General features: G+C 72.0%; 18 protein-coding genes and 1 pseudogene. 5 read left to right on the plus strand and 14 right to left on the minus strand.

What is annotated here, in order from left to right; translation table 11 throughout:
• Nucleotides 1-123: 123 nt before the first annotated feature.
• Nucleotides 124-903: a GntR family transcriptional regulator gene (locus LUZ64_RS20990; protein WP_095583659.1), complete on the minus strand. Its 780-nt coding sequence runs from the start codon at nucleotides 901-903 to the stop codon at nucleotides 124-126.
• Nucleotides 904-1,091: 188 nt separating this feature from the next.
• Between LUZ64_RS20990 and LUZ64_RS20995 the strand changes: the two genes are divergently transcribed.
• Genes LUZ64_RS20995 through LUZ64_RS21005 form a run of 3 tightly spaced genes read left to right on the plus strand, consistent with a single transcriptional unit; the run spans nucleotide 1,092 to nucleotide 2,970 of the window.
• Nucleotides 1,092-1,463, plus strand: coding sequence for an SCO3933 family regulatory protein (locus LUZ64_RS20995; protein WP_095583660.1), 372 nt, complete (start codon nucleotides 1,092-1,094; stop codon nucleotides 1,461-1,463).
• The gene (locus tag LUZ64_RS21000) at nucleotides 1,463-2,773 is read left to right on the plus strand and encodes an FtsK/SpoIIIE domain-containing protein (protein ID WP_095583661.1); all 1,311 of its coding nucleotides are present in this window, start codon (nucleotides 1,463-1,465) and stop codon (nucleotides 2,771-2,773) included. Before LUZ64_RS20995 ends, LUZ64_RS21000 begins: the two co-directional genes overlap by 1 nt.
• Nucleotides 2,770-2,970 carry a hypothetical protein gene (locus LUZ64_RS21005; RefSeq protein ID WP_095583662.1) on the plus strand — a complete coding sequence of 67 codons (201 nt, stop codon included), beginning with the start codon at nucleotides 2,770-2,772 and terminating at the stop codon, nucleotides 2,968-2,970. Before LUZ64_RS21000 ends, LUZ64_RS21005 begins: the two co-directional genes overlap by 4 nt.
• A 152-nt stretch (nucleotides 2,971-3,122) precedes the next feature.
• Here the strand turns inward: LUZ64_RS21005 and LUZ64_RS21010 are convergent, their stop codons facing one another.
• On the minus strand, nucleotides 3,123-3,317 hold the full coding sequence (locus tag LUZ64_RS21010) for a hypothetical protein (protein ID WP_095583663.1): 195 nt from the start codon (nucleotides 3,315-3,317) through the stop codon (nucleotides 3,123-3,125).
• Nucleotides 3,318-3,535: 218 nt separating this feature from the next.
• On the opposite strand from LUZ64_RS21010, the gene LUZ64_RS21015 reads away from it, so the two are divergent.
• Both LUZ64_RS21015 and LUZ64_RS37820 read left to right on the plus strand, forming a co-directional pair.
• On the plus strand, nucleotides 3,536-4,942 hold the full coding sequence (locus tag LUZ64_RS21015) for a replication initiator (RefSeq protein ID WP_170116885.1): 1,407 nt from the start codon (nucleotides 3,536-3,538) through the stop codon (nucleotides 4,940-4,942).
• A gap of 217 nt (nucleotides 4,943-5,159) precedes the next feature.
• A complete protein-coding gene (locus LUZ64_RS37820) occupies nucleotides 5,160-7,130 on the plus strand; it encodes a recombinase family protein (RefSeq protein ID WP_107426682.1) in 1,971 nt (656 codons plus the stop codon).
• Here LUZ64_RS37820 and LUZ64_RS21030 read toward each other — a convergent pair.
• The 12 genes and pseudogenes from LUZ64_RS21030 to LUZ64_RS21085 all read right to left on the minus strand — a co-directional run.
• Nucleotides 7,120-7,227, minus strand: a pseudogene (locus tag LUZ64_RS21030) (YccF domain-containing protein); the annotation flags it as partial. The gene LUZ64_RS37820 and the pseudogene LUZ64_RS21030 sit on opposite strands and share 11 nt — an antisense overlap.
• 108 nt (nucleotides 7,228-7,335) lie before the next feature.
• Entirely contained in the window at nucleotides 7,336-8,199 is an 864-nt protein-coding gene (gene htpX / locus LUZ64_RS21035) for a zinc metalloprotease HtpX (protein ID WP_095583666.1), read from the minus strand.
• Between the two features lie 163 nt (nucleotides 8,200-8,362).
• On the minus strand, nucleotides 8,363-9,910 hold the full coding sequence (locus tag LUZ64_RS21040) for an NADH-quinone oxidoreductase subunit N (protein ID WP_095583667.1): 1,548 nt from the start codon (nucleotides 9,908-9,910) through the stop codon (nucleotides 8,363-8,365).
• A complete protein-coding gene (locus LUZ64_RS21045; RefSeq protein WP_095583668.1) occupies nucleotides 9,910-11,484 on the minus strand; it encodes a complex I subunit 4 family protein in 1,575 nt (524 codons plus the stop codon). Before LUZ64_RS21045 ends, LUZ64_RS21040 begins: the two co-directional genes overlap by 1 nt.
• 2 nt (nucleotides 11,485-11,486) lie before the next feature.
• Nucleotides 11,487-13,487, minus strand: a complete 2,001-nt coding sequence (locus tag LUZ64_RS21050; RefSeq protein ID WP_095583669.1) for an NADH-quinone oxidoreductase subunit 5 family protein — start codon at nucleotides 13,485-13,487, stop codon at nucleotides 11,487-11,489.
• Entirely contained in the window at nucleotides 13,484-13,843 is a 360-nt protein-coding gene (nuoK, locus tag LUZ64_RS21055; protein ID WP_095583670.1) for an NADH-quinone oxidoreductase subunit NuoK, read from the minus strand. Before nuoK ends, LUZ64_RS21050 begins: the two co-directional genes overlap by 4 nt.
• Nucleotides 13,843-14,448 carry an NADH-quinone oxidoreductase subunit J family protein gene (locus LUZ64_RS21060; protein WP_095583671.1) on the minus strand — a complete coding sequence of 202 codons (606 nt, stop codon included), beginning with the start codon at nucleotides 14,446-14,448 and terminating at the stop codon, nucleotides 13,843-13,845. Before LUZ64_RS21060 ends, nuoK begins: the two co-directional genes overlap by 1 nt.
• Nucleotides 14,445-15,014 (minus strand): NuoI/complex I 23 kDa subunit family protein, encoded by a 570-nt coding sequence (locus LUZ64_RS21065; RefSeq protein WP_095583672.1) that lies wholly within the window; start codon nucleotides 15,012-15,014, stop codon nucleotides 14,445-14,447. Before LUZ64_RS21065 ends, LUZ64_RS21060 begins: the two co-directional genes overlap by 4 nt.
• Nucleotides 15,014-15,979: a complex I subunit 1/NuoH family protein gene (locus LUZ64_RS21070; RefSeq protein WP_095583673.1), complete on the minus strand. Its 966-nt coding sequence runs from the start codon at nucleotides 15,977-15,979 to the stop codon at nucleotides 15,014-15,016. The genes LUZ64_RS21065 and LUZ64_RS21070 overlap by 1 nt, the downstream gene beginning before the upstream one ends.
• On the minus strand, nucleotides 15,976-18,153 hold the full coding sequence (locus tag LUZ64_RS21075; protein ID WP_372478735.1) for an NADH-quinone oxidoreductase subunit C: 2,178 nt from the start codon (nucleotides 18,151-18,153) through the stop codon (nucleotides 15,976-15,978). Before LUZ64_RS21075 ends, LUZ64_RS21070 begins: the two co-directional genes overlap by 4 nt.
• Nucleotides 18,150-18,824, minus strand: coding sequence for an NADH-quinone oxidoreductase subunit B (locus tag LUZ64_RS21080; protein WP_095579075.1), 675 nt, complete (start codon nucleotides 18,822-18,824; stop codon nucleotides 18,150-18,152). The genes LUZ64_RS21075 and LUZ64_RS21080 overlap by 4 nt, the downstream gene beginning before the upstream one ends.
• Nucleotides 18,794-19,189: an NADH-quinone oxidoreductase subunit A gene (locus tag LUZ64_RS21085; RefSeq protein WP_087927533.1), complete on the minus strand. Its 396-nt coding sequence runs from the start codon at nucleotides 19,187-19,189 to the stop codon at nucleotides 18,794-18,796. The genes LUZ64_RS21080 and LUZ64_RS21085 overlap by 31 nt, the downstream gene beginning before the upstream one ends.
• Nucleotides 19,190-19,294: the final 105 nt, after the last annotated feature.

Raw genomic sequence — 19,294 nt, forward strand, 5'->3', positions numbered from 1 at the left:
CGGGGCGGTGGGGCCCGGCCGGGACCGGCCGCCAGGCCGCAGCCCGGACCGGGGCCCCGACCGCCCGGCGCGCCAACGGCGCGCCCTTGAGTAAGTGAAGAAGATTTCGACCGATCACCGGTCTCAGGCCCGGCTGCGCCGCCTGGTCGCGGGCTTGTCCGCGTTGATCCGGTAGGTGAGCTGAGCGCGGTCGGCGCTGACGCGGAACTCCTCCAGGAGCAGCGGCTGGTGGTCGTTGCCGTGGGTGATGCGGAGGGTATGGAGGATCGGCGTCGCGTCGGGGATCTGGAGCGTGGCGCGTTCGTCCGGCAGCGGCATCCGGGCCTGGACGGTTTCGGTCCACGTCAGCGCGTGGCCGGCCTCGGCCAGCACCCCGTAGACCACGACGGGTTCGGAATCGGGAGCGTCCGCAAGGTCGGTGCCTTCGGCGGTGGCGAACGGGATCAGGGTGCGGTGCAGGACCCGGGTGCCGGTAGCCGGATCCGACAACAGCCGGTCACAGGCGAACAACGCCTCCCCCTCCTCCACTTCCAAAGCGGCCGCCGTCGCGGTGGTGGTCTGGGTGCGCTGGACCGCGGGTTCCTCGACGTGGTCCCACTGGGCGCCGTCGGCGGCGGTGAAACGCCCTGACCGGTCCTGGGTGATCCGGCGGTCGACGGTGAGCTGCGGCTGGGCCGTGAAGCGCACGAAGCTCCCCTTGCCGTGCACGACCTCCACGAGACCCTCGGCGCGGAGGGCGGCGACCGCGTTGCGGACCGTCGGGCGCGAGACCCCGTAACGCGCGATGAGCTGCGACTCGGAGGGGAGCGCGGCCCCCGGCGGGAACTCGCCTGCCGTGATCGCCTTGCGGATCTCGGCCGCCACCTGCTGGTACAGCGCGCCTGGCCTCTGGATCTCTCCCACGGGGATGCCCTTTCTTGCCGTCGTCCGCCCGCTCGGGGCGCCTGTCGTCACATCACTCGTCAGGATAAGTGCTTGCGGTCATGGGTCAACGGGTGCACACTCAATACTCGTCATGACGAGTGACGTCATATCGTTAGTGGTGTGGCGTCCCCGTCCCGAGTGTGATCGGCCTAGGAGGCCCACCCCTGATGCAGTCCATTCCTGTGGACACCACCCGGCTCGGCGTACTGCGGTGTGCGGTCGCGCCTGAGCCGAAGACGACCGGTCTCGACGAGACGAAGACGATCAAGCGGGACCGGGAGGGCAACACGATCTACACCGTTGCCGTGATGGTCCGCCAGGACGGCCGCCGGGTCTCGGTCATCGAGATCGCCGTGACCGGCGAACCCAAAGGCGTCGAGGAAGGCGTCGAAGTGAAGGTGACCGGACTGGAAGCCTTCGCCTGGGCCATGGGTGACCGGCACGGGATCAGCTTCCGCGCCGCCGCCATCACCCCCGTACCCACCGCCACCCCGGCCGCCGCGGCGCCGGCTGCGAGTGGCAAGTCAGGTGGTGCGTGATGGTGCCCATCGCCTTCGCGTTCCTCCTCGCCCTGCTGGCGTGGGTCCTGGTGGCCGGCGCCTACCTCCGCGACCGGTACCCGGTGGTGTTCTGGTACCTGACCGGGTACCCGGTCACCGCGTTACGCGTGGTGCGGACCTGGCGGAAGGTCGCCCAGCTCAACGACCTGGCCGTCTCGCCCCGCCCGGCCCGGGGCCTGCTCGGGAACCTGGTCGTCAAAGGCGACTCCTTACAGGCGATCGCACCGCGGATTTCCTTCCCCCGCGCCACCCGGACGGGTCTGAGCGTGGTGGTGCGGCTGCACCCGGGGCAGACCCCGGCGCCGTTCATCCAGGCCGCTGACGCCCTGGCCCACGCCTGGCGCGTCCACGCTGTCCGCGTCACCTCTCCCGAGCGCGGGCGGGCCTTCCTCCTCGCCACCGCCGCCGACCCGCTCCGCCGCCCCGGTCTCGCCCACGCCCCCGCCGTGCTCCTCTCCGCCCTCGTCGGGATCCTCGAAAGCGGCGGGGCGTGGGTGATGAACCTGCGGCAGGTGCCCCACTGGCTGATCGTCGGCGCCACGCAGTCCGGCAAGTCCACCCTCATGGCCCGCCTGATCGTCCAGCTCGCGCCACAGCCGGTCGCCCTGATCGGGATCGACTGCAAGGGCGGTATGGAGCTGGGTCTGTTCGAGTCCCGCCTCTCCGGCCTGGCCACTTCCCGGCGTGAAGCCGTCGCGGTGCTCGGTTCCCTGGTGGAGGAGATGGCCCTGCGAATGGAGATCTGCCGGATGGAGGGCGTCCGCTCCATCTGGGACCTCCCCGACAAGACCCGCCCCGTTCCCGTCGTCGTCCTGGTCGATGAGCTCGCGGAGCTCTACCTGACCGACGGCACCAGGGACGGCAAAGCGGAGGCAGAGAAGTGCTCCACCCTTCTCCTGCGGATCGCCCAGCTCGGCGCCACCCTCGGACTCCACCTCGTCCTCGCCGGCCAACGCGTCGGCTCCGACCTGGGCCCCGGCGCCACCGCACTGCGCGCCCAGCTCTCCGGCCGCATCTGCCACCGGGTCAACGACCCCGGCACGGCGGAGATGGTCCTGGGCGACCTGAACAAGGACGCGGTCACCGTCGCCCAGTCGATCACCACCGCCGAACAGGGCGTGGCCGTGTGCACCAGTTCTCAGGGCGGCTGGGGACGGGCCCGCTCGCACCTGACCACGATCGACGACGCCCGCAAAGCCGCCGGATCCCACGCCCACCTCACCCCTGAACTCCTCCGGGTCCGCCGCGCCCTGCTCCTGGCCGGCACCGCGGGCGGTGAGGGCGCATGAGCGACGCGGCCGCGCTGCCCCTGGTGGTGGTCTTCGGACTCCTGACCGTCTTCCTCGTCCGCTCCCGCGACGTCCGCTGGTGGGAAGCGACCCTGATCACCCTCTTCGGCGTCTACCTCGCACAGACCCCCGTGGTCTTCACGATCAACGGCCTCACGTCCCTGCTGTTCACCGGCCACGCCCCCGCCCAGCCCTGACAAGAACGGGACCCCGGTCATGCCCATGCGCCGTGTGCGCTGCCCCGCCTGCAAAGGGGAGCGCTACCTGAGAAACCGCGACGGACGGCGCCGGCGACGCTGCCGCTGCTGCCGCGGCACCGGCACCACCCATTAGACCCGGAGCAGACCCCCTAGGGCTCGAACCGGTCCCGCGCTTCCTGAGCCGCGTCCTGTGCCTGCTCTTGGCCCTGCTGGGCCCGCTCCCGGGCCCGCTTCTGGGCCTGCTGGCGACGCTCGGACACCTCCTCCTGGACGCCCTCTCTGGCCCGCTGAGCCTGCTCCTTGAGCTGATCGGCCTTGTCCTGGAACTGGTCCTTGATGCCCATGACAGATCTCTTCCTCGATCGGTAGCCCCCAGCACTCAAGGCTCACGCAGGCCAGCCCAACCCGCATCCCGGCCAACCCCGTGAAAGGCGAACCCCATGGACGACTCCGGCCCACCAACCACCCCTGCCGCTTCGGCGGCCCACCCCGGGAGGTCCCCACCATCCAGCACCCCACCACCCCGGCCGACCGGCGCGCCGCCCTTACCCGCGCGGCGCGCCTGCGTCAGCTCTCACCCACCGATCAAGACGTCATCCGCCTCGCCCAGCACCCGAAGTTCTCCCGCTGGCTGGAGCAGGTCACCGCCACCGGCGGCTGCGCCCACCCCGTCCACCTGACCGGCCACACCACCACATGGGACACAGCCACCGGGAAAGTCCTCCACCACTACGACACCCGCGATGAGCCCGGGGAGCGGCTCCTGGTCCGCTGCCGCAACCGCCGCTCCTCCGTCTGCCTGCCCTGCTCGCGCCTTCACGCCGGTGACACCTTCCACCTCGTCCGAGCTGGCCTGGCCGGCGGCAAGACCGTGCCGGTACAGGTACGGGACCACCCCCGGCTCTTCGTCACCCTGACCGCACCCTCCTTCGGCCCCGTCCACCGCACCACCACCGACGGCCACCGCTGCCACCCCCGCCGGAACGCCGACCGCTGCGAACACGGACACCCGCGGAGCTGCACGGCCATCCACACCCCGGACGACGCACGGGTGGGCCAGCCACTGTGTCCCGGCTGCTACGACTACCCCGCCCACGTCCTCTGGCACGCCCACACCGGCCTCCTCTGGGACCGCTTCACCCGGGCAACCCGCCGCCACCTCGCCACCGCCGCCGGCCTCCCGCAGTCCCGCTTCCGCGACCACGCCCGGCTCTCCTTCGCCAAAGTCGCCGAATACCAACGCCGCGCCGCCATCCACGTCCACGCGGTCGTACGCCTCGACGGCCCCGACGGCCCTGCCAACCCGCCGCCCACCTGGGGCACCGCCGATCTGCTCACCACGGCGATCCGTGAGGCTGCCCAGTCGGCCACCGTGCGCAGCCCGCACAGCCCGGCCGCCGGTGAACACCTCCTGCGCTGGGGCGCCCAGCTCGACGCCCGCCCCCTCCGCACCTTCAACGACCACCACGGCCTGGCCGACGACGCCGTAGCCGCCTACGTCGCCAAATACGTCACAAAGGGCGCCGCCGAAACCGCCGCCGGCACCGACCACCCGCTGAAGACCCGGGCTGAAATCGAGGCCACCCCCGCCTCACCCCACGTCCGGGCCCTGATGCGCACCTGCTGGCACCTCGGCGGGCTCCCCGAATACGCACACCTGCGCCTCCGCCCCTGGACCCACACCCTCGGCTACCGCGGCCACATCCTCACCAAATCCCGCGCCTACTCCACCACCTACACAGCACTCCGAGCCCAGCGCACCGAACACCAACTCGGCACACCCACGACCCACCACCCGGACACCGCGACCACTGACACGTACTGGCGCTACACCGGCTCCGGCCACACCCCCGGCGCCGCCCTCATCGCCACCGGCATCGCCGAAGACAGCACCCGAAACCACGAGATGGCACGCTCCGCGCCCCCAAAAGGCGTCGTCAACACCTTTACCTTTGGCGGTCCCGCATGACACACGTCAAGGCCGTCTGGAAGCCTTCCAAAGAGTTCACACCAGCCGAAAGGGCCAGGCTCCTGCGCTTACTGTTCGGCCCCGCCAAACGCCATCTGGCCAATTCCAGCCAATCCCTGAGGAGTTGAAGGCGCGCCGGTAGCATTGAGTCAAAACAATGCACCCCGGCGACGGCGGCAACCGTCCCGGGGCATGGCCGACTGAAGTGGAGTCGACAGTGGCCTATGGAACCACAACCCTGCGCGGTTCGGTGAAGGTTGCCGCACGGGCTACCTCAGGACGACGCCTCCGGGCCGTGGACTACCTCCGGGTCTCCACCGAGGAGCAGAAAAAGGGCTTCGGCGTCGCTAAGCAGGGCAGGAAGACGGCCAGGCACATGGCCCGCAAGGACTGGGACCACGTCGGCACGTACATCGACGACGGCGTCAGCGGCAGCCTGGAGATGCACGAGCGAGGGGACCTCGCCCGGCTGATGAAGGACGCGCACGGCGACTCCTTCGACGTCGTAGTGGTTGAGGAAGGACGGGCCATCGGTCGAGTCGGCCGCGCCTTCTGGCGGTGGGTGTGGGCCCTGGAAGACATCGGGATCTTTGTCTCCATCGTCGACGGGGATATCGACAACACCACCCCTGAGGGCCGTCGGGAGATGCGCCGCCAGGCCGACTACGCGGAAACCGAGTGGGAGACGATCCGCAGCCGCACCCAGGGCGGACTCCAAGAGAAGGCAGAGGCGCCCGGCTCGCCCCACATCGGCGGCAGGGCTCCCTTCGGCTACCGGATCGCAGACCAAGGGAAGGTCGGACTCTCCCGTCTGGTCATCTGCGAGGGGGAAGCAGAGGTCATCCGACTCGTTCACCACTGGGTCACCGGAGAAGGACTCAGTTTCCGGAAGGCTGCCATTCGATTGAATGCGCAAGGGAAAGTGACCCGCTCCGGCAAGCCCTGGTCATACCCGAACTTACGGGACCGAATCCTCTCCGACCCAGTCCTGAAGGGTGAACTAGTCTTTCGCGGAAAACACGCGAAGGTCGACATCTCCGGATCGCTGGCTTGGGGCGACCGCGTAGCCATTCCACTTCCGCGCATCCTAACGGAAGAGGAATCAACCGAACTCCAGAACTCCGTGAGGGGATATCGGAAGCGCAGCGCTGCCAACCGCAACTTCTACCCTCTTTCCGGCCGCATCGTCGGGCTCTGCGGATCGCCCTACACCGGTCACGGCCGAGGATCCGTTCAAGGCTGCGACCGGTTCTATCGATGTGACGGCAAAAGGGAGAAGACACCCGGAGCCGCCGTGTGCGAGTGCTCCTACGTGGAGGCACCCACCCTTGAAAAGCGCGTTTGGTCGGAGATCGTGCAGCTCCTCGGCAACTCGACCAAGCTGGAGGAACTCGCCGCCGAATGGGTCGGAATGTCCACTGGTGACCACGGGGCCCACAAGGAGCGGATCGATGAGCTGGATGCACAGATCGCATCCATAAACTCGGCGATCGCCGCCGTGATTGTCGCCACCGCCAAGCAGAATGCAGGCTCTGTCGACGCCCCGGAGGCAATCACTCGGGCGACTGCGGCCCTGAACGATGAACTGGGACAGCTTCATCAAATGCGCGACGAGGCTGCATCGTGGCTTACCGAACAGGAAGAAGCGGATCAGCGCGCGTGGTCATTGCATGAGCTCGCCCGCCGGGCCCGCCGGGAGCTCGCCGACATGGAGCCCGAGGACCAAGCAGAGATCATGGAGCTGCTGGACCTCAAGGTGATCTTCGAGGGGCCGGTGCCGGTGAGGACGGGTGGCGTCACATGTTCCGTACAGGCTTGGTACCGCTCCACCGACCTGGAAATTCCCGCTGCCGACCTGTCGGATTCCGAGTGGGACGCAATCGCCCCGCTCATACCCCGTGGACGCAAGAGCACCATGCGGCGCTCGGTGAACGCCCTCTTCTACAAAGCTCGAACGGGTATCCCGTGGTCCGATCTCCCGGATCGGTACGGCTCTCCGAGCACGGGTTCCAAGTATTTCAACCACTGGGTCAGCGATGGAACCTGGGGCCGGATCAATCAGGCTCTTCCGGGAATCCAGCGTGTCACGCTCCCGGTCGTCGAACTACTCCCGGCTATGCGAGTCGAAGGCCGCTTCGACCCCCGCGTAATGCTGCTACCCGCTGAACCATCCGGCATGGAATGGTGATGATCAGAACGCAGCAGATCAATCCGGCCACGACGTAGCCGAGCGCCATCCAGAGTCCGCAGAGGACCAACCAGATGACATTAAGGATGAACCTCATAAAAACAGCCTCCCACGCGAAACAGCTCCTAGCGAGAGGGACGACCGCGGGCGGCGCGGTGGTTGCCGGGGCTCTCGGCTGACCTGCGGAGGAGGGCCCCGGCGGGCCTCAGGGGCGGTGGCCCGCCATGCTTTCGAGGCGGCGGACGCGCTCGGCCATCGGCGGGTGCGTGGAGAAGAGCTTGGACATGCCCTCGCCCGCGCGGAACGGGTTCGCGATCATCATGTGGCTGGCGGTCTCGATGCGGGGCTCGGGGGGCAGCGGGAGCCGCTGGGTGCCCGCCTCCAGCTTGCGCAGGGCCGAGGCCAGGGCCAGGGGATCGCCGGTGAGGCGGGCGCCGGAGGCGTCGGCCTCGTACTCCCGGGAGCGGCTGACGGCGAGCTGGATGAGGGAGGCCGCGATCGGACCCAGCAGCATGATCATGATCATGCCGAGGATGCCGGGGCCCTCGTCGTCGTCGGATCTGCCGAAGGGGATCAGCCAGGCGAAGTTGACCAGGAACATCACCACCGAGGCGAGCGCGCCGGCGATCGAGGAGATGAGGATGTCCCGGTTGTAGACGTGGCTGAGCTCGTGGCCGATGACGCCGCGCAGCTCCCGCTCGTCGAGCAGGCGCAGGATGCCGTCCGTGCAGCAGACCGCGGCGTTGCGCGGATTGCGGCCCGTCGCGAAGGCGTTGGGGGCCTCCGTGGGCGAGATGTACAGCCGGGGCATCGGCTGGCGCGCGGCCGTGGAGAGCTCGCGCACCATGCGGTAGAGCGCGGGCGCCTCGAACTCGCTGACCGGCCGGGCGCGCATCGCCCGCAGGGCCAGCTTGTCGCTGTTCCAGTAGGCGTAGGCATTGGTGCCGAGGGCCACCAGGACGGCGACGATCAGGCCCGTACGCCCGAACAGGCTGCCGATGACGATGATGAGCGCGGACAGCCCCCCGAGGAGGACTGCGGTCCTGAGCCCGTTGTGCCGGCGGTGCACGGTACGCCCTCCAAGTGGTGCGGCAGGGGAACCCTTTTGCTGTGGCGCTTCCACTTTCCAGTGGAACCTTCTCGTTCGGTCAACGCCAGACGAGCACGGCTGGTTCCCTCGCGCACGGGCGGGCGCGCTGGGCCGTACGGGTGAGGCCCGCTCCGGCGCCGTCCTACAGCAGCGCCCCCGAGGCGAAGCGGAGGACGAGCTGCGGGGCGCCCGACAGCACGATGCCGAGGGCCGCGGCGAGTGCCATGGCGGCCGCCAGCGGCAGCGGGACGCGCGCGGGGGCCTCGGCCGGCGCCTCCCCGGGCTCCTCCCCCGCCGTCGCGGCCGGGGCGGCGGCCTTCTCCTCCGCCGGGCGGAAGAGGAGCGCCGTCCACTGGAGGTAGTAGTACAGGGCGATCACGACATTGACCGCCATGACGGCCGCCAGCCAGCCCAGGCCCGCGTCGACGGCCGCCGAGAAGACCGTGACCTTGGCGAACAGCCCGATGATGCCCGGCGGCAGGCCGGCCAGGCAGAGCAGGAAGAAGCCGAGGGCGAGCGCGGCGAGCGGGCGGCGGGCGTAGAGGCCGCGGTAGTCGGCGAGGCGGTGGGCCGGGCTCGTCCGGGCGACGAGCCCGGCGACGGCGAACGCGCCGAGGTTCACGGCCGCGTACATCAGGGCGTACGCGACGGTCGAGCCGACGGCGTGCGCCGGGTCGCCGTCGTACCCGGCGGCGGCGATCGGCACCAGCAGATAGCCGGCCTGGCCGACGGAGGACCAGGCGAGCAGGCGTACGGCGCTGTGGGCGCGGTCGGCGCGCTGGCGCAGGGCGGCGACGTTGCCCGCGGTCATGGTGAGGGCCGCGAGCACGGCGAGGGCCGGGCCCCAGACGTCCGCGTAGGACGGGAAGGCGACGACGGTCACCAGGATCAGACCGGTGAAGCCGACGGCCTTGCCGACGACGGAGAGATAGGCCGCGACGGGCAGCGGCGCGCCCACGTAGGTGTCGGGCACCCAGAAGTGGAAGGGCACGGCCGCGGTCTTGAAGGCGAAGCCGACGAGGGTGAGGGCCACACCGGTCTGGGCGAGGACGCCGAGGCGGGTGCCGTCGCCGGGGAGGCCGCCGGCGACCTGGGTGAGGTGGAGGCTGCCGGTGGCGGCGTAGACGAAGCTGACGCCGAGCAGCATGACGGCGGTCGCGGTGACCGACGAGAGGAAGAACTTCAGGGCCGCCTCGGACGACTTGCGGTCGTCACGGCGCATGCCGACGAGGGCGAACGCGGGCAGCGAGGCCACCTCCAGGGCCACGACGAGGGTCGCGAGGTCCCGGGAGGCGGGCAGCAGCGCGGCGCCCGCGGCGGAGGACAGCAGCAGGAACCAGTACTCGCCCGAGGGGAGCTTGAAGTCCACGAGGTCGCTGACGGACAGCAGGGCCGTCAGCAGGGCGCCGCCCAGCACCAGGAACTGGATGACGAGCGTGAAGTGGTCCGCCGTGTAGCTGCACGCCGGGGTGCCGGAGGTCGTCAGGCAGAAGGTGGAGCGGTCGCCGTCGAGGAGCGGCAGCAGGGAGAGTCCCGCCAGCACCAGGCCCGCCAGGGTGATCAGGCCCAGCAGGGGTTTCCTGCCCTCGGGCAGGAAGAGGTCGGCGACCAGGACGACGAGCGCCACCACCGCGGTGATGGTGGGCGGGGCGATGGCGAGCCAGTCGACGGACTGGACCAGGGAGCCCATCAGTTGCCTCCTCGGAGGAGCTGCGACACGGCCGGGTCGGTGAGGCCGAGGAGGGCCGCGGGCCAGAGTCCGGCGAGGACGGTGAGGACGACGAGGGGGGTCCAGGCGGCGAACTCGTAGGTTCGCACGTCGGCGAGCTCGGGCGCGGGCGCGGGCCTGCCCTCGCCGTCGCCGCCCATGCACACCCGGCGCACGACGATCAGCATGTACGCGGCGGTGAGCAGGGTGCCGAAGCCGGCCAGGGCCATAAAGGTGAGGAAGGCGGGGCGGCTGAGGCCCTCCGCGGGGCGGAACGAGCCGAACATCGCGAGCATCTCGCCCCAGAACCCGGCCAGGCCGGGCAGCCCGAGCGAGGCGACGGCGCCGAAGGCGAGCAGTCCGCCCAGGCGCGGGGCCTTGCCGTAGAGCGCGGCGCCGGTGGCTCCGGAGAGGGCGTCGAGGTCACTGGTGCCGTAGCGGTCCTTGACGGCGCCGACGAGGAAGAACAGCAGGCCGGTGATGAGGCCGTGCGCGATGTTGGCGAACAGCGCGCCGTTGACGCCGGTCGGGGTCATGGTGGCGATGCCGAGCAGCACGAAGCCCATGTGGCCGACGGAGGAGTAGGCGACGAGGCGCTTGAGGTCGCCCTTGGCGCCGGTGCGGGCCAGGGACAGGCAGACCAGGGACCCGTAGATGATGCCGACGACCGCGAAGGCGGCGAGGTAGGGCGCGAAGGTGTGGGCGCCCTCGGGGGCGATGGGCAGCACGATGCGGACGAACCCGTAGGTGCCCATCTTCAGCAGGACGCCCGCGAGGAGCACGGAGCCGACGGTGGGGGCCGCGGTGTGGGCGTCGGGGAGCCAGCTGTGCAGGGGCCACATGGGGGCCTTGACGGCCAGTCCGACGCCGATCGCGAGGACGGCGATCAGCTGGGTGGTGCGGCTCAGCTTCGAGCCGTTGTCAGTGGCCAGTGCCACCATGTCGAAGGTGCCGCCCTTGATGCCGACGAGGAGGAGGCCGAGCAGCATCACGACGGAGCCGAGCAGGGTGTAGAGGATGAACCGCCAGGCCGCGCGCTCACGGCCGTCACCGCCCCAGCGGGCGATGAGGAAGTACATCGGGATCAGCACCATCTCGAACGCCAGGAAGAACAGCATCAGGTCGAGGACGGCGAAGCTCGCGAGGGTGCCGGACTCCAGCACGAGGATCAGCGCGACGAATGCCTTGGGAGACGGGCCCGCGGGCATTTTGAAGTAGCTGTACAGCGCGCACAGGAACGTCAGCAGCGCGGTCAGGACGAGGAGGGGGAGCGAGACGCCGTCCACGCCGAGGTGGATCCGGATGCCGAGGGCGGGGATCCAGCTGATGTCGGTGGTGCCCTGCATCCGGGCCGGGCGGTCGTGGTCGAAGCCGGCGGCCAGCGCGATGGTGAGGGCGAGCACGGCGCCCGTGACGGTGACGCCGTGCCGGAGCACGGCCTGCTCCGGGTCGCGGCCCTTGAGGCCGGGCGGGGCCGGGAGCAGGGCGGCGACGGCGCCGAGCAGGGGGAGGACGAGGGTAGCGGCGAGGAGGTACTGCATGACGGTGTGACTCATGTTCAGGCTCCGGTGGCTACGAGCACGGCGGCGACGGCCAGCACCACGGAGCCGGCGAGGAGGGCGCTGAGGTAGGTCTGCACATTGCCGGTCTGCGCCTTGCGGACGGCCGCGCCGAGCAGGCCGGGGGCGGTGCTCGCGCCGCGGACGTAGGTCTCGACGACCTCGCGGTCGAGGAAGTGCGCGAGCCGGGCGGCGCCGCGCACGGGCCGGACGAACAGGGCGTCGTAGACGGCGTCGAGGTGGAAGCCGGCCGCGGCGTGACGGTGCAGGGGGCCGAGGAGGAGACGGCCGGGGTCGGCCGGGTCCTTCGCGGAGGCGATGTCGCCGTAGACGGCCTCGTGGGTGGCGATGGCCTCCTCCTCGGAGACGGCCGGGGAGGCGCCGGGGTCGGCGGCGACGGCGCCCATGGGGGTGCGGGCGGCGAGCGCGGCGGTGCGCCGCCAGGCCCCGTAGGTGAGGAGGCCGCCGACGAGGGCGGCGCCGGTGCCGAGGACGGAGGTGGTGAGGGTCGGGGTGAGGGAGTGCCCGTCGAACCAGTCGGGGAGCTTCCAGGCGGCGAGGCCGAGCCCGAGGGCGGGGATGAACAGCACCCACAGGACGGCGTTCATGGCGGCCGGTTCGCGGCCGTGCGCGGGGGCCTCGGGGCCCTTGCCGCGGAAGGCCAGCAGCCACAGGCGGGTGGCGTAGGCCGCGGTGAGGAGGGCGGTGAGGAGCCCGGCGGCGAGGACGGTCCAGCCGGCCGCGCCCGGGATGCCGGGGGTGCCGCCGTCGGCGGCGTGCTCCGCGGCGCCGAGGACGGCCTCCTTGGAGAAGAAGCCGCTGAAGGGCGGGATCGCGGCGAGCGCGAGGAGGGCGACGGTCATCGTCCAGCAGGCGTCGGGGATGCGTTTGGCGAGCCCGCCGGTCCTGGCCATCGCGGCCAGCGAGTTCGTGCCGGCCGCGTGGATGATCACGCCTGCCCCGAGGAAGAGGAGGGCCTTGAACGCGCCGTGGGTGATGAGGTGGAAGACGGCCGCGTCGCGGTCGCCCACGGCGAGGGCGCCGGTCATATAGCCGAGCTGGCCGACGGTCGAGTAGGCGAGGACGCGCTTGATGTCGTCCTGGGCGAGCGCGGCGAGGGCCGAGCCGGTCATGGTGACGGCGGCCATCACGGCGAGCACGACCAGGGCCGCGGCGGAGGCGGCGAAGACGGGCAGCAGCCGGGCGATGAAGTAGACGCCGGCGGCGACCATCGTCGCGGCGTGGATCAGCGCGGAGACGGGCGTGGGGCCGGCCATCGCGTCGGGCAGCCAGGTGTGCAGCGGGAACTGGGCGGACTTGCCCGCGACGCCGGCGAGGAGCAGCAGCGCGATCAGCGTGGGGTGGGCGAGGTCGCCGGAGACGGCGGCGGTGAGGATGCCGTTGATCCGGAACGTTCCGGCGTCGGCGGCCAGCGCGAGGATGCCGATCAGGAAGGGGACGTCGCCGAGCTTGGTGACCAGGAAGGCCTTGAGCGAGGCGGTGCGGGCGGCCTCGGTCTCCCAGTAGTGGCCGACCAGGAAGTACGAGCAGATGCCCATGATCTCCCAGCCGACCAGCAGCACCATCAGGTCGCCGGAGTAGACGACGAGCATCATGGCGGCGGTGAAGAGGGAGACGAGGGCGGCGTAGGAGGGGTAGCGGGGGTCGTCGCGCAGATAGGCCGTCGAGTAGAGCTGGACGCAGGACGCGACGACGCCGACGAGCACGGCGACGAGGACGGCGAAGCCGTCGAGGTGCAGGGCGAGGTCGATCGGGACGGAGCCGGTCGGGGTGAGCTCGACGGCGGCGTCGATCGCCTTCTCGCCGGTGCCGCCGCCCTGCCGCCAGGCGACGACGACGGCGAGGACGGCCGCGGCGACGGTGGGCAGCACGGCGAGGGGCCGTACGAAGCCGGGGGCGCGGCGGCCGAGCAGGAGGCCCGCGACGGCGCCGAGGAAGGGCAGCAGCGGTACGAGGACCGCGGTGGTCGTGGTCGTCATGCGGTGGCCTCCGCCTGGCGCTCGCGGTCGGCGGGTTCGGTGTGCTGCCCGCTCTCCGCGAGGTCGCGGAGCCGGTCGATGTCGGCGGTGCCGCGGTTGCGGTACACGAGCAGCACGATCGCGAGGCCGATGCCGATCTCGGCGGCGGCGATGGCGATGGTGAAGAGGGTGAGGGCCTGTCCGGCGTGGAGCTCGTCGCGCAGCCAGACGTCGAAGGCGACGAGGTTGAGGTTGACGGCGTTGAGCATGAGCTCGACGGACATCAGGACGAGGATGGCGTTGCGCCGGGCGAGGACGCCGTAGAGGCCGGTGCAGAAGAGGAGCGCGGCGAGGACGGCGGGGTAGACGAGGTGCATCAGCGCCGCCCTCCGTTCTCGCGGCGGGAGAGGACGATCGCGCCGACGAGCGCGGCCAGCAGCAGGACGGACAGGGCCTCGAAGGGGAGGACCCAGTGCCGGAAGAGGAACTCGCCGGTGACCTTGGTGGAGCCCTCCCCGGCGGCCGCGGCGCCCTCCAGGTCGATCCACGTCGCGCGGAAGGCGTCGGTCACCACCCAGACGAGGGCGGCGGCAGCGGCGACGGCGACGCCGAGGGCGGGCCATCGGTTGCCGGAGTCGGCGTCCGGGGAGCGGCCGATGGGGGCCTTGGTGAGCATCAGTCCGAAGAGCAGCAGGACGACGACGGAGCCGACGTAGATCAGCACCTGTACCCAGGCGATGAACTCGGCGGTGAGCAGGAGGTACTCGACGGCGAGGCCGCCGAGGGTGACCACCAGCCACAGGGCGGCGTGCACGAGCTGCTTGGTGGTGACGGTGACGAGGGCGGCGCCGAGGGTGACGAGGCCGACGAGGAGGAAGGCGACCTCGACGCCGGTCGGGGAGAGGAAGCCGTGCGCCTTCGCGGCGAGCGCGGTGGTGCCGGGTGCCTGGGCGGCGAGCGCGGTGAGGCCCGTGCCGGTCATGCTTCTCCCTCCTTCTTCTCCTGCTCCTGGGCGGCGGCCGCTTCCTGGGCGGCCAGCTTCTCGGCGGTCTTGCGGGCCGCCGCGATCTCCTTGGGCTCCTCGGCCGCGGGGTCGAGCGCGGGCGGCTCCGGGACCGTCCACATCCACTCGCGGAGCTTGTCGCGCTCGTGGGTGAGGTCGTGGATGTCCGTCTCGGCGTACTCGAACTCCGGGGACCAGAAGAGCGCGTCGAAGGGGCAGACCTCGATGCAGATCCCGCAGTACATGCAGAGCGAGAAGTCGATCGCGAAGCGGTCGAGGACGTTCCGGCTGCGCTCGCGGCCGCCGGGGGCGGCCGGGGGCACCGTCTCCTTGTGGGAGTCGATGTAGATGCACCAGTCGGGGCACTCACGGGCGCACAGCATGCAGACCGTGCAGTTCTCCTCGAACAGGCCGATGACCCCGCGGGTGCGGGGCGGGAGCTCGGGCTGGACGTCCGGGTACTGGGCCGTGACCGTGCGCTTCGTCATCGTCCGGAGGGTGACGGCGAGGCCCTTGGCCAGGCCGGAGCCGGGGAACGGGGACACTACTGGATCACCACCTTGACGACGCCGGTGAGCGCGATCTGTGCGAGGGAGAGCGGGATGAGGACGGTCCACGCCAGCTTCTGGAGCTGGTCCTCGCGGAGCCGCGGATAGGTCACGCGGAGCCAGATGATCACGAAGGCGAGCAGGGCGGTCTTGAGCAGCGTCCACAGCCAGCCGAGGCCGTCGGCGCCGAACGGGCCGTGCCATCCGCCGAGGAAGAGGACCGTGGTCAGGCCGCACAGGACGACGATGCCCGCGTACTCGGAGAGCAGGAAGAGGGCGAAGCGGAGGCCGGTGTACTCGGTGTACGCGCCGAAGATGATCTCGGAGTCGGCGACGGGCATATCGAAGGGCGGGCGCTGGAGCTCGGCGAGGCCGGCGATGAAGAACACCACCCCGCCGACGATCTGCCAGGGGATCCACCACCAGTGGAAGGCGTCGACGATGCCGGGCAGGGACACCGTGCCGGCGGCCATGGCGACCGAGGCGGCGGTGAGCAGCATCGGCAGCTCGTAGGCCATCAGCTGGGCGGCGGTGCGGAGGCCGCCGAGCAGCGAGAACTTGTTGGCGGACGCCCAGCCGGCCATCAGCGAGCCGAGGACTCCGACGCCCATGACGGCGAGGACGAAGAAGATGCCCGCGTCGACGACCTGTCCGACGGCGTTGCCCGGGCCCACCGGGATCGCGACGAGGACGAGGAGGTACGGCAGCAGCGCCACGGCGGGGGCGAGCTGGAAGATCCGCCGGTCCGCGCCCGCGGGGACGACGTCCTCCTTCTGCGCGAACTTCACCCCGTCGGCGACGAGCTGGGCCCAGCCGTGGAACCCGCCGGCGTACATGGGCCCGAGGCGCCCCTGCATATGGGCCATGACCTTGTGCTCGGTCTGCCCGATCGCGAGCGGCAGCACGAGGAAGACGACGAACACGGCGAGGAGGCGCAGGACGACGTCGAGAGTGTCGCTCATGCGGGGTCGCCTCCGGCGGGGGTCTCGTCTTCGGGGGTGCCGTGCGCGGCTTCGCCGCGGGTGGGGTCGGTGGGCCGGGCGCCGGCCCGGGGCCCGTCGGGGGCCGCCGGGGCCGCCGGGGCCGCCGGGGCCGCCGGGGCCGCCGGGGCCGCCGGGGCCGCCGGGGCCGCCGGGGCCGCCGGGGATTGTGACCCGGCGTCGGGTTTCCCGGGGGCGGGCTCGGCGTCGGCCTCGGCCGGGGTCGCGTCGGCCTGGTCCTCACGGGGGTGAGGCGCCTGAGGCGCGGCGGCCGGGGCGTTGTCGCTCGGTGCCGCGGTGGGCTCGTCCTCGTGGGAAGCGGGGGTCTGCGCCGCCGACGCCGCGGTGGACTCGCCCGCCGGGGGCTCCGGCGCCGTGGCGGACCGGGGCTCGGCGGAGCCGGTGTGAGGTGCCTGCGGCTCGGCGCCGGGCGCGGCCGCCGGGGCCGTACGGGGCGGAGCCGCGGCGGGCTCGTCCTCGCGGGCGGCGGGGGCCTGCGCCGGAGCCTGGCCGGAGTCGGGCCGGGCACCGGAGTCGGCCTCGGCCGGGGTCGCCGGGGGCTCGGCCGTCGGGGCTTCCTGTGTTGCGGCGGGCCGGGACCCGGTGGGCTCCGGCCCGGCGTCGGGCGCCGGGGCCGTAGGAGCCTTCTCCGGGGCGGTTTCGTCGAAGGCCGGGCGGGCGTGGTGCCAGGGGGCGTCCGAGGAAGACGGGGCCGGGCGGGTACGGGCAGGGCGCGGCCGGTCGGCCACGACCTGCGGGTCCGCCTGGTCCGGCCGGCCCGCCTGGTTCCCCTGGTCCGTCGGCGCCTGCTGGCTCGCCGAGCCCTCGCTCGCACTGCGGGTGCGGCGCGGGCCGGCCGGCGGGGCCGCCTGCTGGCTCGCCGAGCCTTCGCTCGCACTGCGGGTACGGCGCGGCGCCGGTTCGGCCTGGCTCGCCGAGCCCTCCCCCGCCGTGCGGGCACGCCGGGCCGGGGCCGTCGCCTCTTCCGCCTGACTCGCCGAGCCGTCGCTCACGCTGCGCGTACGGCGCGGCGCCGCCTCTCCCTGGCTCGCCGAACCCTCGCCCGCCGTACGGGCACGCCGGGCCGGGGCCGTCGCCTCTTCCGCCTGACTCGCCGAACCCTCGCTCACACTGCGCGTGCGGCGCGGCGCCGCCTCCGCCTGGCTCGCCGAACCCTCGCCCGCCGTGCGGGCGCGCCGGACGGGGCGGTCGCCCGCCGGGCGGGCCGCTCGGGCCGGGCGGGCGGGGGCCGGGGGGAGCTGGCCCTTGAGGGGGCCCCACTCGTTGGGGTCGGGCACGCCGGGCGGGAGCATCTGGCGGCGCTTCGGGCCGCCGTGCTCGGACTCGCCCGGCTCCTTCGCGCCCGGCCATGCCTTCGCGACCCGCGCCGCCAGGACGAAGTCCTTGCGCAGCGGGTGTCCCTCGAAGCCCTCCGGGAGCAGCAGCGGCGCGGGGTCGGGGTGCCCCTCGAAGTCCACGCCGAACATCTCGCGCGTCTCGCGCTCGTGCCACGACGCCCCGGCGTAGACGCCGGTCGCCGTGGGCAGGACCGGCGCGTCGTGCGGCACGGTGGTCCGTACGACCAGTCGCCGCACGCCCTCACCGGCCGTGCCCGGCAGCGCGGCGACGTGCGCGCAGACGCGGAAGCCCGTGCCCGGCTCGTCGACGGCGCTCAGCCAGTCGAAGAAGGTGCAGCCGAGCGTGGAGCGCGCCGTCTCCAGCGCGGCGATCCACGCCCCGGCGGGCACGTCGACCGTGAGGAGGCCGTACGCCTCCGCCGCGCTCGCGCCCTCGCCGAAGAGCTCCGTCGCCGGGTGCGGCAACCAGCCGACGGCCGGCTCGGCCACGGGTTCCGGTGCGGGTGCGGCGGCAGGGGCGGCGGACTCGGGAGTCGAGCCGTCGGCGGGCGCGGAGGCGTCGGACGCGGCGGACGCGGGGGTTCCGGTGCCGGACCCGGCGGCGGCCGCAGCCGCGGACGCGGGCGTCCCGGCCCCGGACCCGGAGCCCGCGGCTCCGGCTCCGGCTCCGGCTCCGGCGGCAGCCGACGCCCCGGCCTCGGGACCGGCCCCGGCCCCAGCGGTCGGCTCAGGCCGCGCCCCCGCCCCGGCACCCGCGGCCCCGTCGCCCCGCGCGGACTCGTTCACCGGCTCGCTCATCGGTCCGTCTCCCCGCCGGGCTCGCCACCCGGCTCACCACCCGGCTTGTCGCCCGGCTCGCCACCCGGCACCGGCGGCGGTGTCACCAAGCCGCTCCGCAGCGCCGCCGCCGACGCGCCCGCGCCGGAGGCGTACCGCTCGCCCAGCGACTCCTTGGCGATCTTCTCCTGGAGCTTGAGGATGCCCTGGAGCAGCGCCTCCGGCCGGGGCGGGCAGCCCGGGACGTAGACGTCGACCGGGATGATCTGGTCCACGCCCTTCGTCACCGAGTACGAGTCCCAGTACGGGCCGCCGCAGTTCGAGCAGGCCCCGAAGGAGATGACGTACTTCGGCTCGGGCATCTGCTCGTAGAGCCGCTTGACCGCCGGTGCCATCTTGTCCGTGACCGTCCCCGAGACGATCATGAGGTCCGCCTGGCGGGGACCCGGTGCGAAGGGGATGACGCCGAGGCGGATGAAGTCGTGGCGGGCCATGGACGCGGCGATGAACTCGATCGCGCAGCAGGCCAGGCCGAAGTTGAAGACCCACAGGCTGTAGCGGCGGCCCCAGTTCAGGACCACCTTCATCGGCTCGGGGGCGAGCCGGGACAGCACGCCGAGACGGCGCGGCTCGGGCAGGTCCACGGGGGGTGCCGGGGGTGTCACGTCCACTCCAGGACGCCCTTCTTCCATGCGTACAACAGGCCCACGGCCAGGAAGCCGAGGAAGATGAACATCTCCACGAGCGTCGCGCCGCCGAATCCGGGCGCGGCGAAGACCGTCGCCCAGGGGAACAGGAAGATCGAGTCGACGGCGAAGATCACGTAGAGGAAGGCGTAGACGTAGTAGCGGATCTGGGTGTGCGCCCAGCCCTCGCCGACCGGGTCCACGCCGCACTCGTACGTCAGGAGCTTCTCGGGGGTCGGCACGACGGGCCGCAGCAGCCTGCCGGCCGTGAAGGCGACGGCCACGAAGAGCACGCCGACGACCGCGAGCAGGCCGACCACGGAATAGCTGTGGAAGTAGTCCGCCGCGATGTGGACACCGGCCTCCGGCACGTCCGCCCCTCGCTCCCTGTCCCGCGTGTTCGACGATCTGTACGCACGGGAGTCTAGGCCCTGGTGGGGTTATCCCCACCCCTCACCACCCACGGCCCCCATGGC

This window comes from Streptomyces albireticuli, assembly GCF_021228125.1.
Taxonomy (GTDB): domain Bacteria; phylum Actinomycetota; class Actinomycetes; order Streptomycetales; family Streptomycetaceae; genus Streptomyces; species Streptomyces albireticuli.